This is a genomic window from uncultured Photobacterium sp., from assembly GCF_947502415.1.
In the GTDB taxonomy this organism is placed as follows: domain Bacteria; phylum Pseudomonadota; class Gammaproteobacteria; order Enterobacterales; family Vibrionaceae; genus Photobacterium.
Window position 1 is genome coordinate 1 of record NZ_CANMZV010000035.1, and the last position, 20,377, is coordinate 20,377.

Genomic DNA, 20,377 nt, shown 5'->3' on the forward strand with positions numbered 1-20,377 from the left:
CGTCGCCAATAAGATCACCCAGTAACTCAACAAATAAATAAATTATAGTTCAAATCACCAAGTTGGCATCACGATCAAAACACCGGATATCATCAAACCAGTACCGACATAAATCGCCACAGCTGAATTGGTAATACCGAGATAAGGCAGCAACATAACCGATATCATCAATATTGTAGCGAAGAAGTTCCAATAAGGGTCGAGAAACAGGTAATAGGCGTAGAACATTAACAAAGCCACCAGCAATAGCAGTATAAACGGGTAGTTTGTTATCCCCATGCTGACAGCAAGCCCCACCAAAACGGTCAGCACCATTGCCAATACCAGCTGCTGAAATTTCTCTTTGCTGGAAACCGGATAATCAACCAGAAACTTTGCCAAAAAGACAGGAAAGACAAATGACAGCCCCCATCCGATACCAAAGGCCAAAGCACAAGCAACCACTATCCCTACAACGTAACGTGATACCCGGCAGGAATATAAATCTTGCTGTTCAAGCGACGGTGTACTTTCTTCCTTAGCGGACATAAGACAACCAGCTAATGATGCGGATCCAGAACCGACCGAAAATATTCAACACTGAATTTTCCTGGGTATAGACAATCACATCAGCCTGACCTCCAACCCGGCGAAGGCCTCGCGCACTATCGTCATCAAATTGGATTGTCACCGGAAAACGCTGGGTCTGCCGCAACCATCCAGTTTGAGGGGAAACAGAAGCGAGCTGCCCGACCTGCTCGTTTTGCCCCCAACTAATCCCCCAATCAATGCTGGAAACTTTGCCCTTGAACACCCGCCCAGGGGCATAATCAAGGAGAATTTCGACCTCATCACCGACAATCATGTTACCCAGGTTATTTTCACGAAAATATGCATCAATCCAGACATCTTCTCCTGACACAAAAGTCAGCAGCGGTTGACCCGAACGGGCGTAAAAACCTTCATCAAGCCGAAAATTTGATACCCCGCCAATCGCAGGAGCCCGTAATACAGTTCGTTCAAGATCAAGCTGCGCTTTTTGTAACCTAAGCAGAGCCGATTTCATTTGGCTATTATCTTTTCCTTTGGCTCCCAGCTGTGTTTTCGCCTGTTCTAAATTTGCCTGTGCCGATTCGACCTGAGCTTTGGCACTCGCCAGTGACGCCCGCATCTTATCTGCTTCAGCCTTTGGCACGATACCTTTCTTTGTCATCGCCAGAATACGCGCGGCCTGATTTCGAACATGTGCCTGATTAGCCAACGTATCTGACAACTTAGCCTGAGCTGAAGCCACTGACGCAGTCTCCGCCCCTACCTTTTTACCGGCCTTCACCAGCCCCTGCTCTGCCTCTTCAACAGCAAGTTTGTAATCAGCCGGGTCAATTCTGACCAGCGGATCGCCAGCCTTTACAACCTGATTAGGCTCAACCGATACTTCCACCACTCGGCCAGAAACCAAAGGTGTCACAGGGATCACATATCCCCTGACCCTAGCCATATCAGTCGATGGAATATAGCGGTCTGCAAAGACGTAAAATACGAATAGGCCAACACAAACCAAGAATACCATTAACGTCATCCGCTTAACTTGTTCTTGCGGCGACCTTTCTTTCTTCGATTTTCCGGTTCGTTCTTTTTTCACCCGCTTCGGCTTTCCCGCCTTAACCGTTATGCGCTCGCCCGGTTCGGCCTGAACATTCGGCATGTTCTCATCAGACATACAATGGCTCCGTTAGAATTATCAACTCACACCCAGAAGCTCGATTCAAACAGCACTCACTTGTCCGCTATAAGCTTAGCCACACAACCATTATTGTCTTGCATTAACAAAGAGAATCACTCATAAACCAACATAAACTTCTGGATAAAAAAACTCCAAACCAATTATTCAAACAGGCAGAAACAACAATCAATGCGCAGGGAAATAAACTAGATGCTAAGCTTGAGGTCTACAGCGAAACATATAACTAAGAAGTATGGTTTAATGGGTTCGCAAGATATCGAGAACGGCATAATGAATATTCGATAGAAGCTTGCCTGACGGCTAGACATACCCGGTGCTGGGTATCGCTCTATAACCCGCTAAAAACTAGTAGACAGGGTGAAATGGGCTTTACTTTCAACAAAAACCACGAAGGCTGCTGAAATAAAAAACAGGCCAAATCAAAAGCCTGCTTTTTTATATCGACTAAATTAACTTTATTTCTCGGCTGCGATAATGGAAATCTCAACTAACAATGCTTCGCGAGCCATGCTTGCTTCCACACAGGCACGCGCTGGAGCGTGTCCTTCAGGAACCCAGTTGTCCCAAACTTCATTCATTTCAGCAAAATACTTCATATCTTTGATGTAAATAGTTGCTGATAACATATGCTCTTTATCACTTCCAGCCTGCTCCAACAGAGCTTCTACTTTATCCAGCATTGTAGCTGTTTGTTCCTTTATATCTTTTGTAGCATCTGCGCACACTTGCCCACAAAGATAGATCGTACCGTTATGCTTAACAATACGGCTCATACGTTGCTTGGTTTCCAGACGTTCGATCATTCTGTTGCCTTTTTGTTTTTTGGAATAATGCCCTGTCTACGGGGCAAAAGAAGAGGCATTTTAACGAGATTTAATCACGGTTTAAACAGCACTGATCGTGCATCGAATACTTTAAATTGAAGACCTTAGTTTTCACCATCGCTTACATTCATCCAGTAGAGATCGATACAAAACTCATAATCGGCGTTTACGCCGCAAGAGAACCAAACATCTCCCGGCAGAACAGTGAAATTCAGCTACGATCTACACAACCATATTTCCGGACAACACAACAAAGCGAGCGCCAATCTATGAAAATGTTGATGAGTGTCGATTTTCCCCATGAACCATTCAATTCACTAGTCAGGGAAGGCAAGGCCGGAGCGATCCTTAAGCGGATTCTTGATGAAATAAAACCAGAAAATAGCTACTTTACAGAGCATAATGGCGAACGAAGTGCGGTTCTGGTGTTCGATATCACTGACTCTTCAAAAATCCCCAGCTATGCTGAACCCTTCTTCCTTGTATTTAATGCCAATTGCCACTTCCGGATAGCGATGACGCCAGCGGATCTGGCTGCATCTGGCCTGGATCAACTCGGTAAGAAATGGCTCTGATCACCGGTTCACTACCGTTATTTGCCATTCATACCAAACTGAATGTGCCCGCAACCGCCAAATGGGCACTTTCACAATCATTCTGCATGCATTTACATTTAATTGCTTTCAGCTTTAACGCAAAGCGCAATTTTATACAAACGATCGCGCCCTAAATTCGTTATACTGGCTTGCTGCAACACACCCACAATAAATGAATACAAGCAGGCAATGGAGAAGAGACAACATCCCCCAAACAAAGAAAAAAAACTCTCCGCAAGAGAAGGCTACCTACAGTATTGCCGATGAACTTGGCGGTATCGAAGTACTGGATGCCAATTATCATCAGCAAAACTTTTCCCGTCATAGCCACGAAGGCTCAACGCGGAGACTCAAAAGTTACTAAGATATTCAAGCCCGGCAGTACTAACAGCAATTTGGGCTCCCATTGTGTTTTTGCCAGAAGATAAGCTTAATTTATCGGCACAGAAGCCTTATCTAATAACCGCGTTCAATGCCGGCATCATCGCCTGGAAAACCCAAAATGTCCTTCTCACGACAGTAATCAGTATGGGACTATTCTTCCTAATCAATGCATTTGGGGGAATATAACTGCCTGATATTAAAAAGCCGCACTCGATGAATACGAATACGGCTTTAGTGAATTCTTTTTTTTCAACGACGCCTATGTACAACAGTGCAATGGCAAAATTAGTTCAAAGCGCCACTGTTACCAATTTAATCATGCAAATACTTGCGTCGGTAATCTGATGCCTTGGCAAATATGAACATAGGCAGTATCGGTGCCATCAAGCCAATAGCATACTCAAGTTGCTCATTTGCCAATAACTGGTAAGTACTTAACAGGACAAGTAAAAACATCACGCCTAAGTTCACGCAATGGATTGCTGGATTTTTTTGTGAAAATTGTGCATATAGACGAATCATTGGTGTTATTGCTCAATATTATTATTGGTTAATATTTACAAGCGACCAGGTCTCGTCTTTCTTAAACAAAATTTATATTTTGTGGCATTTTATGCATATAGAGTGTTATTACCCTCAAATATTCTGATACGTTACCGCCAAATAACCAGCGTCATAAAAACAATACGCATCAAATATAATAATTGCTAATGAAAATACCACCATCGGGGGAGATGTCAGCCATGGTCGTAGGTTAGCTTAGGAGCCCGTTAACATACATCAACCATAAAAAAAGCGATGAGGTTGCCTTAAAAGGGAATGCTTTCCCAATGACTCGTGACAGCGCATAATGAAAAACAATGAAAGAACAACAACCACAATAAAAGCAAACGAAATACAAATCACCTTTAAATGTGTGAACAAAGTACGAACCTTCATGTAAAACCAATGGAAACACACATTAATGTATGACTGAAATAGCCACATCACTCTCAAACATACCACATTACGCATAAGTTAATTCTCTGCCAGTTGTACTGGCCTACCGTCAGACGTCAAAAATTAAACCATTTATCACATCCATTAATGTCAATTAATTGAAAACCCGCCAATAAAATAGCTTATTAATAATAAATAACCACTACCATATTAATACATTGGCATATAAACACCTATCATAGGTGGGAAAAATTATTCTGAACTCAACAAGCGACTCCGATAATCAACCGTCACAAATAAAATCTGCTTTCAGATCGAGAGTGAACAATAAATAATTGTTAGCTGATAAATCGACTTATCTATCGCGATAACTATTAGCCATTGCTAATAGTTAGAAATTTTATTCATTTTATGAAAAGGATAATGGCGAGGAAAAAGGAGAGTTACTCGAATTTTTTGCCGCTTCCATGCGGCTTTTTAGTTCGTCCACTTCTACACGTTGAATAACTTATGCATTCTATCACTAATTATGAAAATAACTGAATAGACCACTTATTAAATGACACATGAGCGCATGCTTTTACAGCAAAATGCATTTAAATCTCACATACCGTTTATAATCAAAAAACCAGCGGGTAATCCGCTGGTTTAAGCCTATTTCTATCACTATTGAATGCTAAACAATCATGCTTCTTGCAGTTGCTCTTCCTCTAGCGCATTCGATACTTCAATTGGAAGTGTCTGCAATACATAGCGACCAGGAGCTTGACTAATAACAGGATAGTTAGCATTACCGGGTGAACGGGCATCAATCTGTTCAGCTGATTCAAACCCAGCCATCCAGTCATTCCAATGTCCCCACCATGAACCTTCATGACGCTGAGCACCAGAAAGCCATGCTTCAGGATCAGACTCTAATTTATCATTGAGCCAGAACCCGTACTTATTTTTAGCTGGATGGTTAACAATACCGGCAATATGACCAGATTCGCCCAACACAAAGGTCGACTTACCATTAAGGTTCTGCGCTCCTCGGTATGTACCCTGCCACAACGCAATATGATCGTCCTGGGTGGAAATAAAGTATGATGGTACTTTGATCTTAGTCAGATCAATATAAACACCACCAACCTTGTATCCTTTCGGTTCTGTTAGCTTGTTCTCAAGGTAGAACTGACGCAGCAATGTGCTGTGGCATGCCACCGACACGTTAGTACTATCACCGTTCCAGTAGAGTAAGTCGAAGTCAATTGGACTATTACCCTTCAGGTAGTTATTGATGTAGTAGTTCCAGTACAAGCTGTTTTCACGTAGCAAACTGAAGGTTACGCTTAGCGAGCGACCATCCATGTAGCCTTTGGCTTCATTCTGAGCTTCAATAGCAGAAACAAGTGGGTCGTTAATATAAGCGCCAATTTCACCCGGCTGCGAGAAGTCCAGCAGTGTTGTAAAGAATGATGCAGACTTCACACGGCTACGCATACGCTTACCAGAATAGTAAGCCAGTGCGACAGCCAGCAAAGTACCGCCGATACAATAGCCAGCAGCATTGATCTGCTTCTCGCCTGAAATATCAACCGCAGCATCCACCGCCTTCACAACACCATCAAGAACATAGTGTTCGAAGTCGACATCAACCATGCTGGCATCCGGATTACGCCAGGACATCATAAAGACTGTATGTCCCTGCTCCACCAGCCAACGTACCATCGAGTTCTTCTCACGAAGATCCAGAATATAGTACTTATTGATAAATGGCGGCACGATCAGAATCGGAGTTGCCTTTACCTTTTCAGTTAACGGCTTGTATTGAATCAACTCAAACAGCTCGTTCTTGAAAACAACATCACCGCCTGTATTAGCAACATTTTTACCAAGCTGGAAGGCTTCATCATTAGTCATACGGATTTTAAGCACATCCGCACTAGCCTGCATATCTTCCTGAAGTAACTCCATTCCCTTAACCAAGTTCTGGCCATTTGTCTCAAACGTCAACTTGGCTAGCTCTGGATTGGTTGTAATGAAGTTTGTCGGTGAAAGAGCGTTAATTGCCTGACGAGAAAAGAAACTCAGCCTTTCTTTGGCTTGTGCATCCAAACCATCGATCGAGTCTATTATTTCTCTCATCGTATTGCTAAAAAGCAGATAAGACTGCTTTATATAGTTATAAAACACTTCATTGTCCCAGGCCGGATCAACGAAACGTTTATCATCTTTTTCGGGCTGAATAAGATCTGAATTATCCCCATTTTTCATAGTGACGTTTTGCAAGATCTTCATTTGATTTTCCCACCAGTCCATTTGCACTTTGGCAAGAGTGGCTGGTTGCGCGGCTGCTTTTTCAATTAACTCTGCAGTATCCTCCAGGTTAATTTCATTAAACGCTTTATTAAGGGGAGTATTCATGGCTGCCTTGCCAGACTCCAGCTCCTTCCACCATACTTGGTTCATATCTTGGAGCTTGGCAAAGTAGTCCGCAAAGAAGTTATAGTTCATTCCAATGACCTCTGAACTTAGACTAATAAAGCCGCCCCTTGAAAGGGGCGGCTGAGTGGTCATTATTGAGCTGGGGTAGCCTGCTGTACATTCTCTGAAACTAGCTCTTCTACCTCTGTCTTAAAAGACTGAGCAATCGCATTGAACTTGTTACTGTCGTCGATCAATTGCTGAGATAGCTTAGTTAGAGTTTCAAGTTGCTGGCTATTGAAGGCGGCAAAAGACTGTACGTCTTTCACATCGCTGATTGCTTTCATCTGAGTTAGGCCAAGTTCGCTATATGCGCGAACTGCCGCAAGCTGAAGTTCAGTTAGCTCTTCAACGTTTTTAGTAAACAACTTATTAAACTTAACGTATGGCGCTAGTGATTTTTCAGTCTGCTCAGAGAAAGATTTAAACATTTCCGTATACATAGCTTTTTCCTTCAATTATTAAGTAAAGAGTGATGTACCTAGGCCATGATGATTACTAGGTACAATCAAAAAATTCCGATTAAACGTTTTTCAGAACGACAGCCGTTCCCATACCGCCACCGATACAGAGGGTTGCAAGACCATACTCTGTACCTCGGCGACGCATTTCATGAAGAAGACTTACGAGAATGCGGTTACCTGATGCACCTAGAGGATGTCCTAGAGCAATAGCACCACCATTTACATTCGAGCGTTCCGCCAAGTCTTCTACTTTAGTTTCCAGTTTGTCTGAAAGTTGGTGAAGTACACCCAGAGCCTGACCGGCAAATGCTTCATTAAATTCGAATAAACCCACTGTATTAATATCAAGGTTGGCTTTTTCAAGTGCCTTGACTGTCGCAGGAACAGGGCCTAACCCCATAACTTCAGGACCTACACCGCCCTGGGCATAACTTTCAATTTCAGCAAGCGGTGTCAGGTTATATTTCTCCACTGCAGCTTCCGATGCCACAATGATTGCGCTTCCACCATCATTGATTCCTGATGCATTACCAGCTGTCACTGAACCGTCTTTCTTGAATGCCGGGCGCAATTTTGCCAAGCCATCAATCGTTGCATCTGCTTTTGGATACTCGTCGGTATCGACAAGCTTTGTTTGGCGACGCACAGTAACTTCAACAGGGACAATTTCATCTACAAATTTGCCTTGTTCGATAGCAGCAACCGCTTTTTGTTGGCTAGCCAGCGCGAAGTTGTCTTGCTGCTCTCGGGTAAGACCAACTTTTTCGACTATATTTTCAGCAGTCATCCCCATGTGGTAGTTATTGAATACATCAGTCAAACCGTCAGAGATCAGTAGATCTGACATCTCAAGACCACCCATTTTTTGGCCGTCACGAATTTTCGAGGACACACAGAATGGAATCTGCGACATGTTCTCAGCACCCGCAGCTACAACCAAGTCAGCATCTCCTGCCTTAATATGAGCCGCGGCGTCCATAACCGCCTTCATACCACTACCGCAAACCATATTCAGGCTATATGCCGGTACTTCCTGAGGGATATCTGCATAGATGGCAGCCTGTCGACCCGGGCCCATACCTTGACCTGCGCCAACCACATTACCCAGAATCACTTCATCAACGTTTACCGGATCAACGTCCGCCTCTTTCAAAGCAGCTTTGATCGCAACGGCTGCTAATTTTGATGCCGGTACAGATTTAAGCGAACCATTAAAGCTACCCATTGGGGTACGTTTTGCAGCCACAATAAAAACTTTAGTCATTTCTTTAGCGTCCTTTCCTAAAAATTACTAAACCAACTATCAGCGCATGTATAAACCACCATTTACAGACAAGGTTTCGCCCGTAATATATGCCGCCGCATCACTAGCCAGAAAAATAACCGCTGCAGCAACTTCTTTGGGTTCAGCAAGGCGCTTCATCGGAATTTCAGCTTTGATTGAATCAAGAACTTCTGGCTTGATGTCCTCTACCATTGGCGTACCTGTATAACCAGGTGCAATTGCATTGACAGTGACACCATAGCGAGCTCCCTCTGCGGCAAGTGCTTTTGTAAAGCCAATCATGCCAGCCTTTGCAGCCGAATAGTTGGTTTGGCCAAACTGACCTTTCAGGCCATTGACCGAAGAGATATTAATAATTCGTGCATTACCACTGTCACACATAGACGAAAATAATGGATGAGTGACGTTATACAAGCTATTTAAGTTTGTTGTAATTACCTCATTCCATTGCTTCGCCGTCATCCGTTTAAATGTCGTATCACGGGTGATCCCAGCATTATTAACCAGCACATCAATGTTTCCCTCTTCCTGCAACAATGTTGCAATCGCCTCATCACAGTAATCTGTATCTGTAACATCTAATGGATAGAGTCTTACTTGTTCATCTGAATATTTATTCTTTTTAAACCATTCCTTTGCACATGCTTCCCCACTTGGATAGTAGGCCGCAATCACCCGGTATCCAGCCTCAATTAAAGAGTTAGTAATTGCTGATCTGATACCACCTTTCGCACCAGTTACTAATGCTTTTTTTTCCACTTCAGAAGACTCCAGCCCATCAATGATGGGTTATTTAAAATATTGACATGACAGAATATAATTACCAACACATCATTAAACGTCCTTTTCAAACCCAAGTTATAACTCGGTTTATTACCGAATCTTTTATAAATTTATCTTTATTAGACACCACTTTCGTGACCACTCTGCCGCATAAACATTATAAGAACATACGCACATATTAATATCAACACACAGCATCAATGGTCGTACCAATATTCCTGAATAGAATCACACTTATCGGGTGTAACGGCGCAACTGACAGTTGTTATGATAATTTTGCATTTACGTCTATGCCAACGCGAAATCCATAAACATAAAACTCAGTAATATGACGTGAATAAAATATAACGTTGAGGAAGTTTATTTGAGGGATATTTCGCACCAAAAAAATGGAAATATATAAGGATTATTTTATTGGCCTGATTAATGATAGTTCCGTAACCTCACTTTTAAAGTGTAAAAGTACTAGTACAGTTAAAACTAACAATTTATTTCCCTAATATTCTCAGATAGTGGGAAGCCAATGATTTTGGCTTCCCATTTACAAGCTGTTCTTAATCAACATGGTGACCCATCAAGCATTCCTTGTATAACTACAAAATCGATAATGTCTGACAGCCCCTTACCTTCCCTAAGGTTAGTAAACACATAAGGCTTATTCGGTCGCATACGCCTGGTATCCTGATCCATCACTTCTAATGAGGCCCCAACATAAGGAGCCAGATCAATCTTATTGATCACCAGTAAATCTGATCGCGTAATACCCGGCCCGCCTTTCCTTGGGATCTTCTCACCTTCGGCTACATCAATTACATATATCGTCAAATCAGCCAACTCCGGACTAAAAGTTGCGCTCAGGTTATCTCCTCCACTTTCAATAAATACTACGTCTAAATTCTGGTGGCGCTCCGCCAGTTCTTCGACCGCCGCCAAATTCATTGAGGCATCTTCACGGATCGCAGTATGGGGACAGCCCCCGGTTTCAACGCCAATAATGCGGTCAGCTTCAAGTGCTTCTGCACGGGTCAGAATTTTGGCATCTTCCTGGGTATATATATCGTTGGTCACAACAGCGATGTTGTACTGGTCACGAATGGTCTTACACAATGCTTCAAGCAATGCAGTTTTACCCGATCCAACAGGGCCACCTACCCCAACCCGTAATGGTGATTTATATGCTGTCATTTTTCTTCCCCCTAAGAACGATAAAGCCTTGTATATTGTGTTTCATGTCGGCTGCTAGCTATGACCTGAGCCGAGGTAAAACTGCCTATTTCATGATCGTTAACCAACATTGATGCCGCCAAAGCCGCAGGCAATTGCGTTGATGCCGACAGCAAAATCTGCTGTCCGGCCGTTTGCCCCAACGGAATCAACTTCACTCCAGCCATCGTTGCATTTTCAAGCCAGCTCCATAGATAACCAGCACAAAGACTTTCAATATCAATTTTCCAAGCATTGGCCGCCAATGCAAACGCAACCAGCTGGTTATCCTGCTCAAGTTCATTGAGAATTGGAGCAAATTGCTCATCTAATTGATTTAGCAATCGAACCGTCGCAAGCCCCCGTTGTTGCTCCTCCAGGCGCAATTCTTTGGTCTCGCGGTTAGCGTAAAGGCACTGATTCCAATACTTCAACGCCTTTATATCCTGCATTTCCGCCGCCTGGTATAACCGACGCAAAATCGGTAATTCCAATGTCACCAAACTATGGTGAAGTATGTCGAGTAACCAACCTTGCAGGCTATTTTGATCGGTCACCCAACCTTGTTCGACCGCCCATTCCAAACCTTGTGAGTAGGTAAACGCACCAATCGGCAAAGATGGGCTCATCAACTGATACAGACGAAAATCAGCTAATACACTCTTGGTATCGCTCATCGTTTTTCCCGACAATTAACCGGTTATGGCAAGCAAGACACCACTTGCTCCCAATAACGCTCCTTGCCACTTAGGAGTGACAACGCGGCCAAGCTGATATCCCAGCCCACTCAACAAACTGGCACTGAGTAACATACCCGGAGCAAAGACCATCAGGCTGGCTGACGAAGCCTCCAGGCCATGCACCCAACCGTGAAAAATCAACATTGTGGTAGAGGCAACAGACAGCAACGCAAAGATCCGGCGGCCCCTTCCTGATTTATTACTGGCCGCGACAACGGCTGTAGAAGCAGCAACAAACACCGAGGCAAGAATCATCTGCTCAATACCACCTGCTAGGTCAGCTCCAGTGTCAGAAGCGGACAATAATCCAATACCTAGCCCCAACAACATACAAAACAGAGCACCAAAGAGCAGACCATAGCTTGTCGACCTCTGTTTGCTTTGTTTATAGCTGGCCGCAATTAATCCGACCCCAATGAGCATCATCAGATGATCAATGCCTGTCAGCGGGTGGGTAATCCCAGCTAAAAATCCAGAGAGCAACTCGCCTCCCGAATTCGCGAAACTAAAATAATCTCCGCCGTTGTGAGCCAATGCCGGAGCCGAGACAAATAGCGCAATTAACGCTGCTGTTTTACTCGTTGAAGCCTTTGATATTGAACGGGTAAACACTAATTTGGCCATATCTATTTCCTTGCCTTGTCGTGATTGAGCCTCATGCTCGTTATGTTTGTTAGATATTGTTTACAGATTGGCGCACGCAGTTAGTTGTGGGGGATATACCCACCAACATGCGAATGGCTATGATCATGAGAGTAAGTATGGGAATGCCCGCCACGAGTTCCTCCATACGCCCCGGACTCAGGTTCAAATGGTGCTAATTCAGAAACGACTTCAGCACCTAATCCACTGACCATTTCATCAAGAACGTGATCATGCTGATATCGCACCCAATCGGGTTTGATTTGTAATGGAACGTGACGGTTTCCCAAATGATAACAAACACGGGCCATAAGGTGGGGATCACGACAATATACCGTTGACACACTCTCACTGGCAGCCCGGATCTTAACCCTTACTCCGTGCTCACTCTGCAACACATCACCACCGCGAAGGATCCTTCCCCTAGGTAAAAACAACCCCGCCTCCCGGCCATCATCCAGAATAACCTTAAGGCGACTCTTTATTCGTAAATCAATGGGCAGGCTCAATGTCACATCAAATGCCTCAGACTCTTCTACTGGTAAAACTTGCGTTAATACAATCATCCGAATCCCCTAGAACAAAAAATATCGCTGCGCCATCGGTAACACATCCGCAGGCTCGCAAATCAACAGCTCACCATCGGCCCGCACCTGATAAGTCTGAGAGTCAACTTCAATGTCTGGCTGCCAATCATTGAGCACCATATCGGCCTTGCTGATATCCCGACAGCCCTTAGCAACCCCAATTAGGCTCTGCAAACCCAGCTGAGCAGCAACACCTGCAGCTTTTGCCTGTCCGGAAAGAAACAGCATCGAGGTGTTCTGACTGGCTTTTCCATAGCTGCCAAACATGGAGCGGTAATGAACCGGTTGCGGCGTCGGGATCGAGCCATTAGGATCGCCCATCGGGGCTACCGCAATCATCCCCCCCTTAATAACCGAACTCGGTTTTACCCCGAAAAATGCGGGTTTCCAGAGAACCAGGTCGGCAAGCTTTCCGACTTCAATCGAACCCACTTCATGGCTGATACCATGAGTTATTGCAGGGTTGATAGTATATTTAGCGATGTAACGTCTGAGGCGAAAGTTATCGCTATAACTGGAATCCTGATGCAGACTCCCACGTTGAACCTTCATCTTATGCGCTGTCTGCCAGGTACGGGAGATCACTTCACCAACCCGGCCCATTGCCTGAGAATCTGAAGCAATCATCGAAAATGCCCCCAAATCATGGAGAATATCTTCGGCTGCAATGGTTTCACGGCGGATACGCGATTCAGCAAAAGCCACATCTTCAGCAATCGACGGTGAAAGATGATGGCATACCATCAACATGTCTAAATGCTCATCCACTGTATTAACGGTATATGGCCGGGTCGGATTGGTAGACGATGGCAGCACGTTCGATTCACCACACGCCCGAATAATATCCGGCGCATGACCGCCGCCCGCCCCTTCCGTATGGTAAGTATGAATAACCCGCTCCCCGATCGCAGCCAGTGTCGATTCCACAAAACCGGACTCGTTAAGGGTATCGGTATGAATAGCGACCTGAACATCTGTGTCATCAGCCACAGTCAGGCAGTTATCAATTGAAGCGGGGGTTGTTCCCCAGTCTTCATGCAACTTCAACCCGATAGCTCCAGCTTCAACTTGCTCATGCAGAGCCTCCGGCAGACTAGTATTACCTTTTCCAAGCAGGCCAAAATTCATCGGGAAATGATCTAACGACTCCAACATCCGATGAATATTCCATGGCCCCGGTGTACAGGTTGTCGCATTGGTTCCGGTCGCAGGGCCAGTTCCGCCCCCAAGCATGGTTGTGATCCCCGAGCACAGCGCCTCTTCAATTTGCTGCGGGCAGATAAAGTGAATATGAGAGTCAATGCCGCCAGCCGTCAGGATTGAGCCTTCTCCGGCCAGAATCTCAGTTCCCGGCCCAATCACAATATCAACACCAGACTGAACATCAGGATTGCCAGCTTTACCAATAGCACTGATGCGCCCGTTCTTGACGGCAACATCCGCTTTAACGATGCCCCAGTAATCAAGAACAACCGCATTGGTGATCACCAGATCCGGTGTAAAAGCCGATGGCTGCTGACTTTGCCCCATACCATCGCGGATCACCTTACCACCGCCAAATTTCACCTCATCACCATAGCAGGTGTAATCTTTTTCGACTTCCAACCAAAGCTCTGTATCCGCCAACCGCAGCCTGTCTCCGGTTGTCGGCCCGAACATCTCACCGTAAGCCTGTCGTGATATCGTTGCCATCTAGCTCTCAGCCTCCATGCTATCAGTGCCTGTCAGTGGCAGTTCCATATCCACGGCTCCCATTACTTTTCCCTGAAATCCATATATGATTTGAGTCCCGCCAAAACTTACTAGCTCAACAGTTCGAATCTGTCCGGGTTCAAAACGAATTGCGGTTCCGGCCGCAATATTAAGCCGATAACCAAGCGTTACATCCCGTTTGAAATCCAAAGACTCATTCACTTCAAAAAAGTGGTAATGAGAGCCGACCTGAATCGGGCGATCTCCCAAATTAGCGACCGCAACAGATATCACCGCCCGCTCAGTATTGATCTCGATGTCACCTTCCGCACACTGGAGTTCACCGGGAATAACATGACTCCCTGGCATTGACTTTTTTTCAGACATTGCACACCTCACACAATCGGCTCATGAACAGTCACCAGTTTGGTGCCGTCCGGGAATGTAGCCTCAACCTGAACGTCATGGATCATTGCTGCGACACCTTCCATCACCTCATCGGCAGACAATATCGTTCGGCCAAAATCCATCAGCTCTGCAACGGTTCGGCCCTCCCTTGCACCTTCCATGATTGCCGCGCTAATCAAGGCAACCGATTCGGGGTAATTAAGCTTCAGGCCCTTGTCGCGGCGTCTCTCTGCCAACAAAGCCGCCGTAAAAATTAACAGCTTGTCCTTCTCTCTGGGTGTCAGTTCCATCTATCTCTCCCGCACAATTCATCACACCAGTTTATTCAGGTTGCCCATATCCTCGGGATACTCGGCAGCCTTCCCTGCCAATGCTGCCTGACTGTTTGCCAGATCTGACTAAACAACATCATGATAGGTTCGGTCCCGTTTCCCATAGCCCGAACCACCAGTACTCGATGCTTGTCATCAATGTCGGCAACTTCAGTGACACCAGAAACCACCTTGTTTTCTAACAAGTATTTCTGATATTGATTCAGCAAGGTCTGTACCAGATTGAGTAAATCCTCATCAGATTCAGTCACAATCATGGTTGCGAGCATCGAATGCCCCCGCAAACCCGCATACAACTGGTGCTGATCACTTCCCTGAATATTTAATTGCTCAGCCAAAACAAGCGTATTGCCAATGTTTAGCCGGGTACAGCCAAAGACACTCCCATCAATAAAGCCCTCTTTTAGTGCAGGTCGCCCAAAACAGTGCATTTCCCAACCGATGAATCGACCTCCGGACTCAACATTGATTTCCGTATCCATCCGCACTTTCGCTTCAGGAAAATAAATATTTTCCTGGGGAAACCACTCCAACACGGCACCTTTTTTCACTGTTAGCTGCTGCTTCTGACAAGCATATGGGCCTGCCGAACGATAGAATTTGGTCGCTCCCGGTGTTGTTACCAAGGCTTTGGCCTCCGGTTCGCAACACGCCGTAATAGACAATTTGTCCCCACCGACAACGCCGCCGGGAGGATGCAGTAAGTAGGTATGGCAAACCTCGCCTTCAGGATAAAGAGGGCGCTGGACAGCCAAAGGTCCCTGCTGTAGACGATACTTCAATACGGTCTTTGTTGGCTGGGCAGCAAAGCCTAACGCCAACTGTGCACGCCACCCTTGCTGCGCTTCGAGCTCGAGTTGAGTCGGCTTCGGTGTAACCGCAGCAATCGATGTTTTCGGTGATAACAAATCGCTATGTGAAAAACCGTTTTCCGGCATAATTGTCATACAGTCAGGTACTCCCTGATCAGCTGCTCATTGAGCTGTCCCATTTCTCCCTTAGCAACAGCTCGTCCCCGGTCAAGTAAGAAAAAGTGATCCCCGACCTTTCGGGCAAAAGGCAACTTCTGCTCGACCAGTAATACTGTCAGTCCCAATTCACGATTAAGTTTGCAAATAATGTCTGCAATTTCCTGAACAATATTGGGCTGGATCCCTTCTGTTGGCTCATCAAGAATAAGCAAGCGCGGATTAACAACGAGCGCACGGGCAATCGCCAGCTGTTGCTGCTGCCCACCAGAGAGATCACCACCACGACGATGGAGCATCTCTTTCAGTACCGGAAATAAATCATAGATATACTCTGGGATCATGCGATCACCTTTGGCACGAATCGGCAAACCTATCTGGAGATTTTCTTCTACAGTAAGCAATGAAAAAATCTGTCTTCCTTGCGGAACATAACCAATTCCATGCCGAGGGCGACTTTCAGCTGGCAAGGTACTGATCTCTTTACCTTCCAGAACAATTTCCCCACTATCGATCGGCAACAATCCCATCACACATTGCAACAAGGTAGTTTTTCCAACACCATTACGCCCCATCAACACGGTACACTCACCTTCAGGTACCGTGATTTCCAGATCCCATAAGGTATGGCTCTCACCATAGAATTGATTCAGCCCCCTGATTTCTAGCATCATGACTCTCCCAGATAGACTTCCTTAACCCGAGGATCCGACTGGATCTCCCCCATTGAACCCTCTGCCAGTAAATGTCCCTGATGCAACACAGAAACCTTGCTGGCAATTGAACGAACAAAATCCATGTCATGTTCAACGACCACTACAGAATGTTCACCTGCCAGCGAGGTAAGTAGCTCAGCAGTCCGATCCATCTCCTGATGAGTCATACCGGCGACGGGCTCATCCACCAGTAACAACTTTGGCTTTTGCATTAGCAACATACCAATTTCCAGCCATTGCTTCTGTCCGTGAGAAAGGTTTCCGGCCAATGCACGGGCATGCAACGACAGACCAACCAGCGCCATTACCCGCTCTATTTCATCCCTTTGTTCGCCACTTAACCGGGCACGAAACACTCCCAGCACATGACGCTCACCGGCCATCGCCAACTCTAGGTTGTGCCATACCGACAAACACTCAAACACTGTTGGTTTCTGGAATTTCCTTCCGATTCCCGCATTGGCAATCTCAGCTTCATCCATCTTAAGAAGGTTGATATTGGAGCCTAACCACACTTGGCCCTCATCTGGTCGGGTTTTGCCGGTAATGATGTCCATCATGGTCGTTTTACCAGCCCCATTCGGGCCGATAATGCAACGTAGCTCGCCCTCTTTAATGTATAAATTCAGATCATCAATGGCTTTGAATCCATCAAATGACTTAGTCACACCTTCGATATACAGCAAAATATTGTGTCGCGTATCGAGCAAAGGGTGATGCTGAGGCTTGAGAAATTCGAACACCTGATCGCGACGAACCAGATTTTTCATCCTCTTGCGAAACCGGGAACCCGGTAAATTATCGTTATCATCTTTTAACAGCTTCTGCGGTGAGAGCGGCTGAGGCATTGTGGTCATAATGCAGCCTCCTTAGGAGACGCTTTGCGGGAAAAGTATCTAGAAATAAAACCGGTGATACCTTCAGGCAGGAACAAGGTCGCCAGAACAAACAGGCTCCCAAGCGCAAATAACCAGACTTCGGGAAACTCAATGGTGAACCAGCTTTTAGCGTAATTAATAAGTAACGCGCCAACGACAGCACCAAACAGCGTTGCCCGACCTCCGAGAGCTACCCACACCACAATCTCAATGGAATTGAGCGGGGCAAATTCTCCCGGGTTGATTATACCGACCTGTGGGACATACAGCGCCCCGGCAACACCGGCAAGCACCGCTGAAAGTATGAAGATCCATAGCTTGATCTGATCAACGTCATAACCGATAAAACGAACACGTGATTCAGCATCCCGCATTGCAATCGCCACTTTACCTAAACGGCTGGCAATCACTGCGCGGCAGACCAGATAGCCAACAATCAAAGCTATAACTGAAGCAACAAACAGTGCTATCCGTGTTCCGTCCGATTGCAGGCTAAATCCCAGCATGTCTTTAAAGTCTGTCAGCCCGTTGTTGCCACCAAACCCCATTTCATTACGGAAAAAAGCCAGCATCAGCGCAAAAGTCAGCGCCTGGGTCATGATCGAAAGGTAAACCCCCGATACCCTTGAGCGAAAAGCCAGATATCCAAAGATCCAGGCCAGTACTCCCGGTACGAGCACAACCATCAGACAGGCAAACCAAAACATATCGAACCCATGCCAGAACCATGGCAACTCCTTCCAGTTCAGAAACACCATAAAATCAGGCAAGAGCGGATCGCCATAAACCCCGCGATCGCCAATCTGGCGCATCAGGTACATGCCCATGGCATATCCACCGAGAGCAAAAAAAGCCCCGTGGCCAAGACTCAAAATTCCGAGATATCCCCAAACAAGATCAACCGCCAGTGCCAGTAAGGCATAAGTCAGGTATTTACCCAGCAAAGTGATAGTATAAGTTTCAACATGCAAGACGTGCCCCTGCGGGATCAGAAGATTTGAAGCCGGAATAACAAATCCCATAACCAATAACAAAGCCAGCATCAATTGTCCGCCACGATCATCTTTTAAGATTGTTTTAAACATAAGCTACCCCTCTACTGCCCGGCCACGCTGCGGAAACAATCCACGAGGTCGCTTCTGGATAAACAAGATGATGAAAACAAGTACCAAAATTTTTGCCAGTACCGCCCCGGCCCATGGCTCAAGGATTTTATTGAAAATCCCCAGACTCAAGCCTGCAATCAGGGTTCCCCATAGGTTGCCGACACCACCAAATACCACCACCATAAACGAATCAATAATGTAACTTTGCCCCATATTGGGGCCAACATTAGTTAACTGGGACAGTGCTACCCCGGCAACTCCGGCAACTCCGGAACCCAGGCCAAACGTCATTGCATCGACCCATTCAGAGCGCACCCCCATTGCCCGAGCCATGGTTCTATTCTGCGACACAGCACGAACCTGAAGTCCTAATGATGTTTTTCTGAGGATGAATACCAGAGCAGTGAATACAACCAGGCAAAAGAAAATGATGTAAAGACGGTTATAGGTCAGCGAGAGCATGGGGTTAATTTCCAGCATCCCACTCATCCAATCCGGCGTTGAAACCGAGCGATTCAAAGGTGAAAAGATGCTGCGCACAGCCTGCTGCAAAATAAGGCTGATCCCAAATGTCGCGAGTAAAGTTTCCAGCGGCCGACCATACAGAAAACGGATCACTCCGCGCTCAATTGCTACACCCACCGCTCCAGCTACCAGAAATGCCGCTGGAATAGAAAGAATCAGCGACATCCCAATATTATCCGGCATCAATTGCTGCATAACATAAGTGGTATAGGCCCCCAGCATGATCAGCTCACCATGAGCCATATTGATTACGCCCATAACACCAAATGTAATGGCCAGTCCGATCCCGGCTAATACCAGCACAGAGCCCAGACTTAAACCAAAATAAAGTGTTTCAACCGTGCTATATACACGCTGACTTTGCTGATAACCGTTAATGAATCGCTCAAGACCAGAAATAAACTCAGCATCAGGATCTTTTTTTGTTAGCTCCGCATCCAAAGCCCGACTCAAAGCTAAAAACGCAACCGGCTCCAAAGACTCACCAAGAACCGTAAGTGCATTGTTACGCACCCGAACCTCGCCCGAGTGAATATCCGAGATAGCCAATACCAACGTCAAAAGTGTTTTCACCTTTTCAGAAGGCTCCTGCTGATAAGTATCTCGGATAAGTGTCTGGACACGTTCTGTGGTGTTGCCTAACAGTGCCTTGGCTGCTTTTAAACGAACCACTTCGGTTTCTGAACTTAAATCCAGCTGGGCAATACCAAGACGAATCGATGTTCTAAGCCGGTTATTGAGCGTCACCTTCTTAAAATCACGCTTATTTGCAATCGTTTCGTCAGTGTTCTCCGAAATTAAACGCGCCGAGTTACCAATGTCCAACTCAGGAATCAGATATAACTTTTTACTTTGACGATGATAATAAATATCCCCATCCAGTAACCCTTTGAGAATTAATCGCACTGACGGAGTTCGGGATGTGGTTAGCCATTCAACAGCCTGCTGCTTTTGGGTGAAGTTACGTTGTGACAACCGATTTTCAACATCTGAATATGAAGAAAGCTCGCCAGCAGCAGCCGAAAATGAAAACGAACTTACAAACAAAAGTAAAATTAACGACAGCAAATTTTCTGCCCGTCTATTGCGTAAAGAGGTTGCCATTACAGGCAATCG

General features: G+C 45.7%; 20 protein-coding genes and 1 pseudogene. 2 read left to right on the forward strand and 19 right to left on the reverse strand.

Features of this window, described 5'->3' with window-relative positions; all coding sequences use genetic code 11:
- Nucleotides 1-54 precede the first annotated feature (54 nt).
- From Q0852_RS22105 to Q0852_RS22115, 3 genes are all read right to left on the reverse strand, one after another.
- Complete coding sequence (locus Q0852_RS22105; RefSeq protein WP_299022269.1) at nucleotides 55-528, reverse strand: DUF2955 domain-containing protein; 474 nt, start codon at nucleotides 526-528, stop codon at nucleotides 55-57.
- Nucleotides 518-1,699, reverse strand: coding sequence for an HlyD family secretion protein (locus tag Q0852_RS22110; protein ID WP_299022271.1), 1,182 nt, complete (start codon nucleotides 1,697-1,699; stop codon nucleotides 518-520). The genes Q0852_RS22105 and Q0852_RS22110 overlap by 11 nt, the downstream gene beginning before the upstream one ends.
- Before the next feature lie 479 nt (nucleotides 1,700-2,178).
- A complete protein-coding gene (locus tag Q0852_RS22115; RefSeq protein WP_299022274.1) occupies nucleotides 2,179-2,526 on the reverse strand; it encodes a RidA family protein in 348 nt (115 codons plus the stop codon).
- A gap of 290 nt (nucleotides 2,527-2,816) precedes the next feature.
- Here Q0852_RS22115 and Q0852_RS22120 point away from each other — a divergent pair, with 290 nt between their 5' ends.
- Together Q0852_RS22120 and Q0852_RS22125 are read left to right on the forward strand one after the other, a co-directional pair.
- Nucleotides 2,817-3,122 carry a panthothenate synthetase gene (locus Q0852_RS22120; protein ID WP_299022276.1) on the forward strand — a complete coding sequence of 102 codons (306 nt, stop codon included), beginning with the start codon at nucleotides 2,817-2,819 and terminating at the stop codon, nucleotides 3,120-3,122.
- 348 nt (nucleotides 3,123-3,470) lie between these two features.
- A pseudogene (locus Q0852_RS22125) lies at nucleotides 3,471-3,713 on the forward strand (AzlD domain-containing protein); the annotation flags it as partial.
- Nucleotides 3,714-5,150: 1,437 nt separating this feature from the next.
- Here the strand turns inward: Q0852_RS22125 and phaC are convergent.
- From phaC to urtB, 16 genes are all read right to left on the reverse strand, one after another.
- Nucleotides 5,151-6,962: a class I poly(R)-hydroxyalkanoic acid synthase gene (gene phaC / locus Q0852_RS22130; RefSeq protein WP_299022278.1), complete on the reverse strand. Its 1,812-nt coding sequence runs from the start codon at nucleotides 6,960-6,962 to the stop codon at nucleotides 5,151-5,153.
- Nucleotides 6,963-7,024: 62 nt separating this feature from the next.
- The gene (locus Q0852_RS22135) at nucleotides 7,025-7,375 is read right to left on the reverse strand and encodes a phasin family protein (protein WP_299022282.1); all 351 of its coding nucleotides are present in this window, start codon (nucleotides 7,373-7,375) and stop codon (nucleotides 7,025-7,027) included.
- A gap of 79 nt (nucleotides 7,376-7,454) precedes the next feature.
- Nucleotides 7,455-8,660: an acetyl-CoA C-acetyltransferase gene (locus Q0852_RS22140; protein ID WP_299022285.1), complete on the reverse strand. Its 1,206-nt coding sequence runs from the start codon at nucleotides 8,658-8,660 to the stop codon at nucleotides 7,455-7,457.
- A gap of 39 nt (nucleotides 8,661-8,699) precedes the next feature.
- Nucleotides 8,700-9,440: an SDR family oxidoreductase gene (locus tag Q0852_RS22145; protein WP_299022288.1), complete on the reverse strand. Its 741-nt coding sequence runs from the start codon at nucleotides 9,438-9,440 to the stop codon at nucleotides 8,700-8,702.
- A gap of 582 nt (nucleotides 9,441-10,022) precedes the next feature.
- Nucleotides 10,023-10,649 (reverse strand): urease accessory protein UreG, encoded by a 627-nt coding sequence (ureG, locus tag Q0852_RS22150; protein WP_299022290.1) that lies wholly within the window; start codon nucleotides 10,647-10,649, stop codon nucleotides 10,023-10,025.
- Between the two features lie 11 nt (nucleotides 10,650-10,660).
- Nucleotides 10,661-11,344: an urease accessory protein UreF gene (locus Q0852_RS22155; RefSeq protein ID WP_299022293.1), complete on the reverse strand. Its 684-nt coding sequence runs from the start codon at nucleotides 11,342-11,344 to the stop codon at nucleotides 10,661-10,663.
- 15 nt (nucleotides 11,345-11,359) lie between these two features.
- Complete coding sequence (locus Q0852_RS22160; RefSeq protein WP_299022295.1) at nucleotides 11,360-12,031, reverse strand: HupE/UreJ family protein; 672 nt, start codon at nucleotides 12,029-12,031, stop codon at nucleotides 11,360-11,362.
- An 80-nt stretch (nucleotides 12,032-12,111) separates the two neighbouring features.
- Nucleotides 12,112-12,615 carry an urease accessory protein UreE gene (gene ureE, locus Q0852_RS22165; protein WP_299022298.1) on the reverse strand — a complete coding sequence of 168 codons (504 nt, stop codon included), beginning with the start codon at nucleotides 12,613-12,615 and terminating at the stop codon, nucleotides 12,112-12,114.
- 9 nt (nucleotides 12,616-12,624) lie between these two features.
- Nucleotides 12,625-14,328 (reverse strand): urease subunit alpha, encoded by a 1,704-nt coding sequence (ureC, locus tag Q0852_RS22170; protein ID WP_299022300.1) that lies wholly within the window; start codon nucleotides 14,326-14,328, stop codon nucleotides 12,625-12,627.
- Nucleotides 14,329-14,715 carry an urease subunit beta gene (locus Q0852_RS22175; RefSeq protein WP_299022302.1) on the reverse strand — a complete coding sequence of 129 codons (387 nt, stop codon included), beginning with the start codon at nucleotides 14,713-14,715 and terminating at the stop codon, nucleotides 14,329-14,331.
- 8 nt (nucleotides 14,716-14,723) lie between these two features.
- A complete protein-coding gene (gene ureA / locus Q0852_RS22180) occupies nucleotides 14,724-15,026 on the reverse strand; it encodes an urease subunit gamma (protein WP_299022305.1) in 303 nt (100 codons plus the stop codon).
- Between the two features lie 35 nt (nucleotides 15,027-15,061).
- Entirely contained in the window at nucleotides 15,062-16,015 is a 954-nt protein-coding gene (locus Q0852_RS22185; RefSeq protein WP_299022307.1) for an urease accessory protein UreD, read from the reverse strand.
- Nucleotides 16,012-16,707: an urea ABC transporter ATP-binding subunit UrtE gene (gene urtE / locus Q0852_RS22190; RefSeq protein WP_299022325.1), complete on the reverse strand. Its 696-nt coding sequence runs from the start codon at nucleotides 16,705-16,707 to the stop codon at nucleotides 16,012-16,014. Before urtE ends, Q0852_RS22185 begins: the two co-directional genes overlap by 4 nt.
- Entirely contained in the window at nucleotides 16,707-17,522 is an 816-nt protein-coding gene (urtD, locus tag Q0852_RS22195; RefSeq protein WP_299022328.1) for an urea ABC transporter ATP-binding protein UrtD, read from the reverse strand. The genes urtE and urtD overlap by 1 nt, the downstream gene beginning before the upstream one ends.
- An 83-nt stretch (nucleotides 17,523-17,605) precedes the next feature.
- Nucleotides 17,606-18,715, reverse strand: coding sequence for an urea ABC transporter permease subunit UrtC (gene urtC, locus Q0852_RS22200; RefSeq protein WP_299022310.1), 1,110 nt, complete (start codon nucleotides 18,713-18,715; stop codon nucleotides 17,606-17,608).
- Between the two features lie 3 nt (nucleotides 18,716-18,718).
- Nucleotides 18,719-20,365 carry an urea ABC transporter permease subunit UrtB gene (gene urtB, locus Q0852_RS22205; RefSeq protein WP_299022331.1) on the reverse strand — a complete coding sequence of 549 codons (1,647 nt, stop codon included), beginning with the start codon at nucleotides 20,363-20,365 and terminating at the stop codon, nucleotides 18,719-18,721.
- Nucleotides 20,366-20,377: the final 12 nt, after the last annotated feature.